This window comes from Photobacterium sp. GJ3 (genome assembly GCF_018199995.1).
Taxonomy (GTDB): domain Bacteria; phylum Pseudomonadota; class Gammaproteobacteria; order Enterobacterales; family Vibrionaceae; genus Photobacterium.
In genome coordinates this window covers 452,261-464,744 of sequence record NZ_CP073578.1, presented here as the reverse complement: position 1 = coordinate 464,744, position 12,484 = coordinate 452,261, and the positions used below count along the sequence as shown (strand labels likewise).

10 protein-coding genes are annotated in these 12,484 nt (G+C 42.1%); 5 read left to right on the top strand and 5 right to left on the bottom strand.

Annotation, left to right across the window (positions count from 1 at the left end; translation table 11 throughout):
* Positions 1-4: 4 nt before the first annotated feature.
* The 3 genes from KDD30_RS02140 to KDD30_RS02130 all read right to left on the bottom strand — a co-directional run bounded on the left by KDD30_RS02140 (position 5) and on the right by KDD30_RS02130 (position 2,808).
* Positions 5-1,282 (bottom strand): TRAP transporter large permease, encoded by a 1,278-nt coding sequence (locus KDD30_RS02140; RefSeq protein WP_211647176.1) that lies wholly within the window; start codon positions 1,280-1,282, stop codon positions 5-7.
* Positions 1,283-1,285: 3 nt separating this feature from the next.
* A complete protein-coding gene (locus KDD30_RS02135) occupies positions 1,286-1,756 on the bottom strand; it encodes a TRAP transporter small permease (RefSeq protein WP_211647175.1) in 471 nt (156 codons plus the stop codon).
* 86 nt (positions 1,757-1,842) lie between these two features.
* Positions 1,843-2,808: a DctP family TRAP transporter solute-binding subunit gene (locus KDD30_RS02130; protein WP_211647174.1), complete on the bottom strand. Its 966-nt coding sequence runs from the start codon at positions 2,806-2,808 to the stop codon at positions 1,843-1,845.
* A 735-nt stretch (positions 2,809-3,543) separates the two neighbouring features.
* On the opposite strand from KDD30_RS02130, the gene KDD30_RS02125 reads away from it, so the two are divergent.
* The 5 genes from KDD30_RS02125 to KDD30_RS02105 all read left to right on the top strand — a co-directional run bounded on the left by KDD30_RS02125 (position 3,544) and on the right by KDD30_RS02105 (position 9,962).
* The gene (locus tag KDD30_RS02125; protein WP_211647173.1) at positions 3,544-5,070 is read left to right on the top strand and encodes a class I adenylate-forming enzyme family protein; all 1,527 of its coding nucleotides are present in this window, start codon (positions 3,544-3,546) and stop codon (positions 5,068-5,070) included.
* Between the two features lie 186 nt (positions 5,071-5,256).
* On the top strand, positions 5,257-6,795 hold the full coding sequence (locus tag KDD30_RS02120; protein ID WP_211647172.1) for an acyl CoA:acetate/3-ketoacid CoA transferase: 1,539 nt from the start codon (positions 5,257-5,259) through the stop codon (positions 6,793-6,795).
* Positions 6,796-6,813: 18 nt separating this feature from the next.
* Positions 6,814-7,551, top strand: coding sequence for a 3-oxoacyl-ACP reductase FabG (gene fabG, locus KDD30_RS02115; protein WP_211647171.1), 738 nt, complete (start codon positions 6,814-6,816; stop codon positions 7,549-7,551).
* Positions 7,552-7,620: 69 nt separating this feature from the next.
* The gene (locus KDD30_RS02110) at positions 7,621-8,778 is read left to right on the top strand and encodes a glycerate kinase (RefSeq protein WP_211647170.1); all 1,158 of its coding nucleotides are present in this window, start codon (positions 7,621-7,623) and stop codon (positions 8,776-8,778) included.
* Positions 8,779-8,804: 26 nt separating this feature from the next.
* Positions 8,805-9,962, top strand: coding sequence for a sugar diacid recognition domain-containing protein (locus KDD30_RS02105; RefSeq protein WP_211647169.1), 1,158 nt, complete (start codon positions 8,805-8,807; stop codon positions 9,960-9,962).
* Positions 9,963-10,126: 164 nt separating this feature from the next.
* Here the strand turns inward: KDD30_RS02105 and KDD30_RS02100 are convergent, their stop codons facing one another.
* Together KDD30_RS02100 and iadA are read right to left on the bottom strand one after the other, a co-directional pair.
* Positions 10,127-11,308 (bottom strand): DegT/DnrJ/EryC1/StrS aminotransferase family protein, encoded by a 1,182-nt coding sequence (locus KDD30_RS02100; protein ID WP_211647168.1) that lies wholly within the window; start codon positions 11,306-11,308, stop codon positions 10,127-10,129.
* The gene (iadA, locus tag KDD30_RS02095; protein ID WP_211647167.1) at positions 11,305-12,471 is read right to left on the bottom strand and encodes a beta-aspartyl-peptidase; all 1,167 of its coding nucleotides are present in this window, start codon (positions 12,469-12,471) and stop codon (positions 11,305-11,307) included. The genes KDD30_RS02100 and iadA overlap by 4 nt, the downstream gene beginning before the upstream one ends.
* Between the last annotated feature and the right edge of the window lie 13 nt (positions 12,472-12,484).

The window sequence follows — 12,484 nt, the reverse complement described above, 5'->3', positions numbered from 1 at the left end:
GGGATTACTTCCCAAAGAAAAACTCCGGAAGCCAGAGAGTCAGGCCTGGGATCAAATTGACGAACAGCAGAACCAGTAATAGTGGCGGTAAAAAGGTTGCTGTATATTTTGTGACTTTTTCAACAGGGGTATTGGAAACACTACTCAATACAAACAATACCGTACCAAAGGGCGGTGTTAATGTACCGATAATCAAATTAAGCACGACAATGATCCCCAGTTGAACGGGATCCATACCAAATCCGTTCACCATGACAGGTAATAAGATCGGAACAAGCAGGTTAATCGCAGCCACTGTTTCAATAAATAAGCCAACGACAAGTAATAGAATATTTAGCGCCAGTAAAATGAGCAGAAAATTATCTGTAGAAGAGAGTATCGTCTGAGCGAGTGTTTGCGGCACTTCTTTACTTGTCATAATCCAGGCAAACAAGTTTGCAGATGCAACAATGACCAGTACCTGAACCGACGTAATGACGGACTCTTTCAAAGAGGTTTTGAACGATGTAAAGCTGAAGTCTTTATAAATAACACTTAATATGATTGCATAACTACATGCAATCGCAGCCGATTCCGTCGGACTAAAAATACCCGTAAAGATACCACCCAGAATAATGACAGGCGCCATCAAAGATGGTACCGCTCTCCCAAAGGCGAGTAAAAGCGCTTTACGACTCGCTCGCTTTTCTGAAGGGCATTTGAGCCTGTCACTAAAAAAATAAATCACGATCATTAAGGACAGAGCCATGAGAAGACCAGGAATAATCCCGGCAGCAAATAATCGTTCAATTGACTCAGAAGAAGCGATCGCATAAACAATAATCGCCATACTTGGCGGTATAATGGGACCGATGATTGAGGATGCTGCTGTTACACCAATTGAAACGCGTTCACCATAGCCTTTATCACGCATGGCTTTAATCGTTGATGCGCCTAGCCCTCCGGCATCCGCGACCGCTGCACCAGACATACCTGCGAATATCACACTGGACGCAACATTCACATGTGCCAGACCGCCGCGAACATGAGCCACACAAACTGCCGCGAATTCAAAAATACGGCGTGTAATGCCGCCATTATTCATTAGGTTTCCAGCAAAAATAAAAAAAGGAATCGCCAAAAAAGTAAAAGAATTCACGCCAGCAACAAGTCGTTGTACCGCAGTTGTCTCTGACAAAGTTGGGTCTAATAGTATGTAAATAATAGAAGATGCTCCCACAGAAAATGCAACGGGGATACCTAAGAAAATAAACAAAAATAACAATCCAATTAAAATCATCATGTGTTAGTCCTTCTTCCTTAAAAGTTTATAAATTTTCATAATTGATATCAATGCAATTAAAACTCCAGAAATAGGAACAACAATATATAAATAGGATTGGCTGATATTCAGAGAAGGGCTACTGAAAAACTTTAACTTCTCAGAAAAAACATATCCATAATAAGATAAAAATATGCCAAAAAATGAAATAATAGATAACTTTAAAATCTCAACGCATCTGACAATATTCGGGTTGAGTTTTTTAGATAAATAAAACCAAAATGAATCCACTTTAATATGTTTATCTATACTATATAAGTAAACAGCACCTAAAAAAGTTAGCCAGACCAAAGAGTATCGGCTGAACTCAATTGGCCAATCGAGCGACTGTGATGTAAGTTCTCTGACTGCAATATTCAGTAGCATGACTACAAATAACAGAATAAATATCATGCTTGGTAATGCAGCTTCAATTTTAGAGTATAGTTTCTTCATAACATCACACTTGGATTATTTGTAAAAGATGTATTCTAAGGGATTTTCATCGCCCCATTGGCTGAGGCGATGCATGACCCAGATCATCACATTTTTGAGATTTCAGTGTAGAGGTCACCATACTCTGACCAATGATCACGATAATCTTCAGACATATATTTTGTCTTTTCTTTAAATGCATCTCGATCAACCTCAACAACGTTGACCCCCTGCGCTTTGAAAAAATCAACTGCTACTTCGTCTTCTGCATTGACTAGTTTTTCAGTGAATCGACCCATGCTATTGAAAACATCAATCACTGTTTTTTTATCTTGAGTGCTCAATTTACTCAATGAACTGTCGTTCACGACGTAATGAACAGCGGTAATCACATGGCCCGTTAAACTCAGATTTTTTCCAACCTCATAGAACTTTTTGCTTTTAATCGAACCAAGTGGGTTTTCTAATCCATCAACCATATTTTGTCTCATCGCTAAATAGGCTTCTGAATAAGGCACTGGTGTCGGGCTGCTCCCCATCGCTTTCGCATAGGCGACCGTGATTGCCTGCTCTGGAACACGAAGCTTGAAACCATCTAGATCAGCTGGACTTTTGATCGGCTTATTTCCGATGACATGGCGGACGCCCCAAGTACTGGAGCCAAGAATATATGCATTATATTTTTCATGAAAATCGTTGAATATTTTTTTGGCAATATCACTTTCAAAGAATGTCATCAAATGGTCATTATCTCTGAAGATATATGGCATTTCAGTAATAGTGATCGGCTTAAAAATATTACCGATCTGTCCTGATCCGACTTCAACAATATCGACACCACCAACAATGACTTGCTCTAATAATTCTTGTTCCGAACCAAGAGAACCCGATGGAAACAATTTAATGTCGACTCGCCCTTCCGTTTCTTCTGAAATTCTCCGAGCTGCTTCTTCTGCACTCTTATGCCAAGGATGACTCACGTCATAGATATGACCCAGTTTTAAGGTTTCTCCATAAGAGTAAGTAGAAAATAGTACGAATAAACCAGAAGCAATGAGTGTTTTCTTCTTCATTAGATATTACCTTTACGTTTCAAATGAATGACTTAGGTTCTCTAAAAGAACATTGAATTATCCTATTTTTTACGGTGACTCTGATGCTGCACACTTGTTTAACTTTCAGATTATCAAAATAGTTAAAAGAGAAATGACATAACTTGAGCCCGAGCACATTTACAATTCAATAACAACTTTTAGCATTTGTGCAAAGATACAAATACGTCAGAAAGCTCCTACAAATATGCTTTTCTTTTTTGATGCATATGATCATTGACGGCACGCCATACATAGATAATTGTTATTGAATCGCGATTGAACATAATTATTTTATATCAATCAGCGTGTATAAATTGTTCGATAACATTGAATCTAGCTCAGGAGAAATTCATGATATCGGAGGAACACACCTTTACTTTCACTAAGCGTGGTCAATCACTCATATTTTGGTTGCGATCATTTCCCAAAACTCTATATCTCATCTGGATAAATCAACCGGTTTGGTTCGCTTTACCTGCAAGGTAGTCGAACATCGCCACCACTTGATGATAAAAAACATTTAAGGTTTCAATTATATTTATAAATGAAGGGACGCTTACTCAACATGTGCAATGTTACAATTCATTTCCCTGGAGATGAAAACTTCAATGTGATCCAATACACAGTTATCAGGTTAAATTGAGCTATGATTTTAAAAAGTTAAGATCAAAATATTTATATCTATATAGAGTGAACATCCAGAGGAATCAATCTATGTCTCCTGCACTTCGATGTTACAATTTATATCAAAGCCTAGCGCAGAGTGCTCAACGATGCCCTGATAACTTAGCCTTTGTCATTGACCAGGATGAAATTACCTATGGTCAATTTTTCCAGCACGTCCAAAAGGTTTCAGGGATATTACAGAACAAGTATGGACTCAGTAAAAATGACAAGATCATACTCTCGCTTGGAAATGATTACTCGTTCTGTACAGTACTTTATGCTGCCATGGGGTTGGGAATTGTTGTCATTCCAGTCAGTACAAAATTAACGCCAACAGAAGTGGCACCATTACTGCAACAGATTACACCCGCCTGGATACTCTGCCATGATAGCTATGCTGAGAAATTTGCAAGCGCTTCTCTAGAAGACGCACAGCTAACAACCTTAAGTGAATGGGAAAAAGTGATTGAATCGGATGTTCCTCCAGCAGTACTCCCGATTCTTCATTCTCATGATACAGCAGTGATTATCTTTACCTCAGGAACAACCGGGCTGCCGAAAGGCGCTATCATCAGTCATGGGAATTTAATGCATGGCATTGATTCCTATCAGACAGCTTTTTCTTTAACAGAAAAAGACAAAACCATTTTAGCTGTGCCCATTTATCATATAACAGGGCTGGCTGCCATTTTAGGTCTGTTTATTCATATTGGTGGAACAATCCATCTACACAGAAAATTTAGTGCCGAACATCTCTTGAATTGTATTGAACAAGGAAAAGTAACTTTCTTACATGGATCGCCCACAGTATTTATTCTTCTTTGTAGTACACTGAAAGAGAAAAAGATCCCCTATAACTTAGATTCAATCAAAAAAATTGCCTGTGGCGGTGGTCATTTGAATTCTGGGACGGTCCATGAGATTCAACAATACTTTAAGAATTCTCAAATCCATCCTGTTTATGGCTTGTCCGAAACAAGCTCTCCTGCGAGCATTTTCAGTGAGGATGCCAGAAATCACGCGAAGCAGGGAAGTTCTGGAAAAGCAATTCCTGGTGTTGAATTTCGCATTACAACAGAAACAGGCGTTCAGTTACTACCGGGGGAAACCGGCGAACTCTGGGTCAAAGGTCCTGTTGTGATTCAGTCCTACTGGAATAATCCAACGGCAAATGAAGCATCATTCGACCAAGGTTGGTTTAACACAGGTGATTTAGCTTATATTGATAGCGATGATTATCTGTATATTCAAGGAAGATCAAAAGACATGATCAACCGAGGAGGAGAAAAAGTTTATTCTCTTGAAGTCGAGAGCCTGCTTTCAACTTTTCCTGGTGTGAAGGAAGTCGCGCTTGTTCCCTATCCAAGCAAAATATATGGTGAAGAGCCCATGGCATTCATTGTCACGGATCCTAGTTATATGATTACAGCAAAAGAAATCATGGCTTGGAGTTATGAAAGACTCGCTAAATATAAAGTTCCTAAAAAAATAATATTCATGGATGATTTACCACGAACAAGCAATGGAAAAATCAGTAAATTGTCACTCAAGAAAAACATTAAAAATTACATTTGACTTTATTGATTTCATTTCATGATGCTTGTGAGACCATCATGGGAACCATTGAAAATAATTTTCACTCAACAATCAAATGATTCTGAACCCTTTGATATCGGATAGATAATGCCGTGCTCATACTGAGTTCACTTTACTGAAAACATCGTCATAGGAAAATAAATCCTGTATTAAAAAGGAAACAAAATGAATCAAAAAATAATTTCAAAAGAAGATGCTGCAAATTTGATACAGGATGAAACAACGATTTGCACTGTGGGTATGACACTGGTCAGTTCAGCAGAATCAATTTTATCTTCAATTGAAGAACGTTTCATTCAAACCCATCATCCACGAAACTTGACCTTAGTTCATGCTGCCGGCCAGAGCGACAGAAATCGTGGCATACAACATTTCGCGCATCCCGGCCTGGTAAAAAAAATTATTGGCTCTCACTGGGGGCTTGCTCCCCGGTGGATGGCGATGATCTCAGATAATCAGGTAGAAGCATATTGTCTCCCTCAGGGGCAAATGGTTCATTTGTATAGTGCAATGGCTGCAGGGCTGCCCGGCAGATTATCTCAGGTTGGTTTGGGAACATTTATTGACCCCAGAATTGAAGGGGGACGAATGAATCAAGCAACGAAAGAAGACATTGTCGAAATCGTGAAACTCAGGGGGAATGAATATATTTATTATCCTGAGATACCACTCGATTACCTTATTATTCGTGGGACATCTGCTGATCCAAAAGGGAACCTAACTACGGATGAAGAGGCAATGAAGTTAGAAGTCCTCCCTGCTGTACTCGCCGCAAAACGTTTCGGAGCCAAAGTCATCGTTCAGGTAAAATATTTGGTTGAATCTGGTTCACTTGATCCGAAATCAGTGATTGTCCCCGGAGAATTTATCGACCACATTGTTATTTGTGATGAACCAGAACATGACCACCGCCAAACATCGACAACATTTTATGACCCTTCTTATTGTGGAAAAATTAAAACACAAGTCCCCGATAATGATGTAAAAACACCGTTAGACATTCGAAAAATCATTGGTAAACGTGCAGCAAAATTTATTCAATCAGGCAATATCATCAATTTAGGTACGGGTATTCCAAATGACGTGATTGGTCAAGTCATTAAAGAAGAAAAGAGAGCCGATGACGTCACGATTACCATCGAATCTGGCATTTATGGTGGACAACAGGAAGGTGGAATTGACTTCGGTATCGGCCAAAATCTCTCGGCTATGATCAGTCACCAGGATCAAATGTTGTACTATAACGGTGCTGGCGTTGATATCACTTTCATGGGCGCAGGAGAGCTCGATCAAAGTGGCAATGTGAACGCCACAAAATTAGGTAAACAATGTACGGGGGCTGGCGGATTTATTGATATCACTCAAAATGCCAGACACGTCGTATTTTGTTCCACCTTTACTGCGAAAGGTTTAGAAATAGAAGTAAACAACCAGCAATTAAAAATTAACCAGGAAGGAAGAATCATAAAGCTAGTCAACGCGGTGAATCAAATCTCTTATAGTTCAGAATTTGGTAAAAAAATAAATCAAAAAATGCATTTCGTAACTGAACGCGCAGTTTTTGAAATGACAGAACAAGGACTCATGCTGATTGAAATTGCACCAGGAATTGATCTTGAAAAAGATATATTACCATTCATGGCATTTAAACCACTGATCTCTGAATCTTTGAAAGTTATGGACTCCACGATATTCACACAATAAAACCAATAGGAAAACAACATGAAACTATCCGGAAAAATTGCAATCGTGACTGGCGCAAACCAAGGCATTGGCTTCGGTATTTCTCGTATTCTTGGGCGAGAAGGCGCGACAGTTATCATTGTTGATATGAATGAAGAAGGTGGTGCTCTTGCTGTCAAGAAATTAAAAGAGGAAGGTGCAGAGACGACTTTCATTCGTTGTAATATTGGTGACAAACAAGATATAAAAAATTTATTTCATACGGTGCAAAACACCTACGGAAGAATTGACATCTTAGTCAACAATGCTGGCATTAACCGCGATGCGATGCTGCATAAACTGAATGAAGAAGATTGGGATAGTGTGATTGATATCAACTTGAAAGGAACTTTCCTATGCATGCAGGAAGCGGCAATCAGAATGCGTGAACAACAATCTGGCCGAATCATTAATATTGCTTCTGCGAGTTGGCTCGGAAATGTGGGTCAGTCTAATTATGCTGCATCAAAAGCTGGTGTGATTGGACTGACAAAAACAGCCTGCCGTGAACTTGCTAAAAAAGGGGTTACCGTGAATGCAATTTGCCCTGGGTTTATTGACACGAATATGACCCGAGGTATCCCGGAAAAAGTCTGGGATATCATGGTTTCAAAAATTCCAGCAGGTTATGCAGGCAATCCAGAAGATGTGGGGGCTTGTGTTGCTTTTCTCGCCTCTGATGATGCTCATTATATTAATGGTGAAGTCATTAATGTCGGTGGTGGCATGGTTTTGTAGTCTATCAAGACTAAATACAGCACATCGAAAATTTATTGACATACCAAGACTAAGTGAAAGGTCATCTCCATGAAAATTGTTGTTGCATTAGACTCGTTCAAAGGAAGCATGACTGCCGAGCAGGCTTGTCTTGCTGCTGTAAGGGGGTTGAAAAAAGCTTTACCTGACAGCCATATCATCCCCTTACCTGTGGCGGACGGTGGAGAAGGTTTGATTGAAACGATCCGTCACAGCGCTGCATTTTCTGATGCAGAACTCATCCATGTGGATGTGACTGGCCCCTACTATACTCAGGTGAAGGCTGCATATTTACGTTCTGATCAAACCGCAATTATTGAAATGGCGCAGTCTTGCGGTCTTGAATTAACGCCAGAGTCACAGCGAGATGCAAGGTTTGCGACCAGCTATGGCTTTGGTGAGCTTGTCATGCATGCTTTGGAGTCAGGTTGTCGACGGTTCATTATTGGCCTGGGTGGTAGTGCGACGAATGATGCTGGCATTGGATTCGCTCAGGCACTTGGGGTTCGTTTTTATGATGATGATGGCCAGCCAATTCCTGTGCCGGCACGAGCAACACACATGCAAGATGTCTCATCTGTCGACAGGAGCCATCTTCCGCTTTTATTGCAGGATATCTCGATCGATGTTTGCTGCGATGTAAGTAATCCCTTACTTGGTGAGACAGGTGCAACTTACGTTTATGGTCAGCAAAAAGGGGGAACACCTGAGACGCTCTATGCACTTGAAATGGCAATGAGCAACTATGCTGCTGTCGTTGAAGATGTCACGGGTCGTCGGGCAATACATATTTCCGGAGCTGGTGCAGCCGGGGGAATGGGGGCTGCATTGATCTGGTTTACCAATGCGGTGCTGAAACCTGGCATACAAGTCGTCCTTGATTTGATCCAAATTGACGATGTTTTGTCAGACAGCCAACTGGTCATCACCGGAGAAGGAAAAATTGATCGGCAAACCGCTTATGGAAAAGTGCCCGTGGGTGTCGCTCAACGTGCTGCTGCACAGGGGATTCCCGTGATTGCGCTTGCTGGCAGTATTGATTTTGACATGGGGCAACTTTCAATTCCCAATATTCACGCAATGAGCGCGATTGTTCAGCAACCAATGCCATTAAGTCAGGCAATGGCGAGTGGCGAATATCTGACGGAGATCGCAGCAGAGCAAATGGGTTACCTATTGAAAATTGGGCAAAAAATTGCTCCCTGTTAATTTGTCACCAGCAACAGGAGTCACCGATGAATATTCATGTTGAGTTAGCAAACGAGATTGTCAAAAGGGCGATGGCAATCATCCATCATAATGTGAATATCATCGATGGGAATGGCATTATTATCGCCTCCGGTCACGCCAAACGGATTGGCCAAAAACATGGTGCTGCGATTGAGGCCATTAAAAATGGCGCTAGAATTACAATTAATAATGACACGGAAGCCTCTCGGTATACAAACACTGAACCAGGAATTAATCACCCCATTATTATTGATGGTGAAGTTTCGATTGTGATAGGCATCAGTGGAAACCCAGTTGTTATTGAACGTTTTTCTGAATTGGCCATTCTAACCGCTGAACTTTTATTAAAACGTGTCAATGAAATTCATATCTCTAACTGGAAAAAAAGAGTGAGTGACAATCTCGTTAGTGAATACATCGAGTATGGAGAAACGGAAAGAGGTTTACTGGCATTAGAAAAACTCAATTATAATAGTGGCTTACTATTATCAGACACGGTGCCGGTAATTATCAAAATTGACATTCAAGATTTCATGATGACCGATGTATTCGAAAGTTTACTCAGTAAACTTTCTTCCTTTGTGGATCTAGATAGAATCATATTATTAAACCATTCCGAGGTTCTGCTCCTGCTTCCCGGACATGCATCAATATCACCCATGATAGAGAAAGCAGAAATTGCAGTATCCAGCCAGTTAAGTCGTTTTAAAATAGGCGTTGGTATTCTGGCCAATACACCGTGTGACATTCGAAACTCAGTCATTCTCTCACGTTCCGTTATCGAAATTGGTTGTAAGTCGAACAGTAAAAATCGTATCTACGACTTCAAAAACATGGCGATTCTATGTATTTTAAAAGAAATAGAAAACAGCCATTTAAAAAGTTATTTTAGTCAAATTAATGAATCTTTAATTGCCCATTCGCAAGGTGAACAAATCATAGAAACCCTGGATTTATTCATTCAAAACAACGCTGAGTTGAGTAAAACTGCAACGCAACTTGGTATTCACCGGAATACACTCTCCTACCGACTGTCCAGTATCAAAAAAATCACAGCACTCGATCCTTTAAAGTTTATGGATTTACTCCAGCTGTCGATAGCCATTCACTGCTACAGAAAAGACCATCCAGGTGAAAATCACTGGATAGAGACGATTATCTAGCCAGAAACGCATATTAAGACTGACCTTCTTTTCTGAGTTCTCGGCAAACTGAGCTGTCTTTTATTTTGATTCGACACTGATCAGTCTGTGTTCCGAGGATTTGCTATCAAGTCAAAGCGACAGATTCGTTTCAGAACCCCGTTTGACTGAGACAGACATTGAATTCAGTAAGTCGGAAAGTTAATACAACGCTGAGCAAGGTATGTGCCGATCGGACAATTGGGCAGGTCTATCGGTGCTGGATGGGTGGCGGATGTAAACCAAACGCCTATCGCAGCGTTCATTTCAGCCAATGCATAAGGATCTGTTTTCAGCTTTTCTTTCGTTTTCAGATCAGCAACTACAGGATACCGAAGCCAGGCGGGTTCAGACTGTGGGATCACAACCGGAGTTTGCCATCCTTTTTCCTGTGCCACCCGCTGCCATTTCATCGCATTTTGCTGCCTCACTGCTGCACGTTGGGGTAACCCCTTCAACTGCAGCCAGATGATTTTTGCCACAATATCCGGCATGCGATAGTGATAATGCGCCGCAATTTGTCCCTGTAACTCTTGCGCGAACATTTGAGGGAGCAAGGTCAGCTGATTCAACCCGGCTTCCATGAGCCGAGGATATAAGACATGCCTGCGTGGCGCGGCATAGCGATAATAGTCGTGGATCAGCGTCATCAGTAAAGCTTCCGTGAACTCTGTCGGGGGGAGTCGCGCTTGCTGGACTATCTCATCCATTGCATCTGCCAGTGCCTGATCATGGGTGATCACAAATCCGCCATGAATGGTGTTGATCAATTTAGAGCGTTCGCTGCTGAAAAAGGCAATATCACCAAACCTTCCCACTTCCTGATTCTGATATCGTGCGCCGAGTGCATGTGCGCAGTCTTCGATGATCCGAAGGTGATGTTGTTTTGCGATCTCCAGTAACCGCGTCAGATCTTTGCAGATCAACCCAAAAGTATATTGAATAAATAGAACACGACTACGCGGTGTGATGGCGCTGAGCAACAGATCTGCCGACATGCCGTAGGTTTCCGGCTCAATATCGACAAAAACAACAACTGCACCTGTCGCTGTCAGTGCATTTGTCACTGCCTGACAGGTAAACGCCGGCACCAGAATTTCATCACCAGGCTGTAAAGAAAGCGCCTGTATCACCGCAAATAATGATGCTCTCCCCCCCATAAACCCATGGCAGCTTTTTGCATTGAATCGCGCTTTCAGCAACGGATACAAATGCTCAGCAGCAAAGTTGCTGCAATGATCCCCGAGGGATAAGCCCTGTTTGGCAAGCGTCACTTCTTTCTTGGTTAAGGTCGACGATAACAACTCCATGCGAGGACCATCGATCATTCGAACATTCCCTGCTTGCAGTATGCTCCGCGCTTATACATCACGCTGCCTTTCGCCATGGTCAGCGTTAAAGACAAATCATGATCATCCAGGAACACAAGATCCGCCTGATAACCGGGCTTCAATTCACCTGTCTCAGTTAAATGGAGTCGGGTTGCGACATTCGAAGAAACCAGTGTCCAGGCTTTCTCCAATGCGAGTCCTGCGCTGACTAAGTCTTGTATACTCCCCAGCAGACTCTCGAAGCCTGCGACACCCATCCCAATCATATTTCCAGCCTGATTAAAGACCGGAATACTGCCATTCCCATCAGAGCTCAGTGTCATCTGATTTAAACTGACCCCGGCATCCAGCGCCTGTAAAATCCCTAAACTCGGCTTGACCGCTCCTGCTGCGCCCAGATCAGGATCAATCCCGGAAGTTAAATCAATCGCCCCGCCCTTCAACGCAAATTGAATCGCCTGATGAAACAAATGTTGCTGACGGTTCACATGGGTGGGCAAAAAGTGTTTGATCGGAATGTCGCTCTGTTTGAGTACATCATCAATCAATGTCAGTGCCTTGGATGAATTTCCCATATGCACCACAATCAGCCCCGCCTTATTGGCCAGCATGGCCCCAACGCGAACCTCTGAAGCCATACGCGTGAGCTCCGAAACGGTCGGATGGGAAGATCGATGATCCGCAATGGCCGTTTTACACCCCAGTACTTTATCAATAAAAACAACATCCTGATAAACAGAACCTGTAATTGTCGGACTCGGCACCTGATAAGCACCGGTCACCATGTACGCGGTTATCCCTTCTTCCTCAAGCCCTTTCACTTTCGCATAGAGAGATTCAAGATGACGGCAAACGCTATCCGTTCCCAGCAAGCCCAGCACCGTGGTAATCCCAGCTTGAACCAACTTACTGATCTGCACTTCTGGCGTCCGGGTTGAAAAACCACTTTCTCCCCCGCCACCGATAAGATGAACATGCTGATCAATCATGCCGGGTAAGACAAACTGGCCACCTGCATCAATTTCCGCGACAGGGCTCATCCACTCACAGGGGTTGATAACCGGTTGTATCGCGAGAATTTTTTCACCCGCAATCAGAATTTCATGATGTTCAATCACGCCGTTGTGTAATACTTTTCCGTTTTTAATCACTGTAAACATCGTGCTCGCCCTC

Bases quoted from the DNA above. Each gene is read 5' to 3' on its own strand.
- KDD30_RS02140 (WP_211647176.1), bottom strand. From the start codon at position 1,282: ATGATGATTTTAATTGGATTGTTATTTTTGTTTATTTTCTTAGGTATC.
- KDD30_RS02135 (WP_211647175.1), bottom strand. From the start codon at position 1,756: ATGAAGAAACTATACTCTAAAATTGAAGCTGCATTACCAAGCATGATA.
- KDD30_RS02130 (WP_211647174.1), bottom strand. From the start codon at position 2,808: ATGAAGAAGAAAACACTCATTGCTTCTGGTTTATTCGTACTATTTTCT.
- KDD30_RS02125 (WP_211647173.1), top strand. From the start codon at position 3,544: ATGTCTCCTGCACTTCGATGTTACAATTTATATCAAAGCCTAGCGCAG.
- KDD30_RS02120 (WP_211647172.1), top strand. From the start codon at position 5,257: ATGAATCAAAAAATAATTTCAAAAGAAGATGCTGCAAATTTGATACAG.
- fabG (WP_211647171.1), top strand. From the start codon at position 6,814: ATGAAACTATCCGGAAAAATTGCAATCGTGACTGGCGCAAACCAAGGC.
- KDD30_RS02110 (WP_211647170.1), top strand. From the start codon at position 7,621: ATGAAAATTGTTGTTGCATTAGACTCGTTCAAAGGAAGCATGACTGCC.
- KDD30_RS02105 (WP_211647169.1), top strand. From the start codon at position 8,805: ATGAATATTCATGTTGAGTTAGCAAACGAGATTGTCAAAAGGGCGATG.
- KDD30_RS02100 (WP_211647168.1), bottom strand. From the start codon at position 11,308: ATGATCGATGGTCCTCGCATGGAGTTGTTATCGTCGACCTTAACCAAG.
- iadA (WP_211647167.1), bottom strand. From the start codon at position 12,471: ATGTTTACAGTGATTAAAAACGGAAAAGTATTACACAACGGCGTGATT.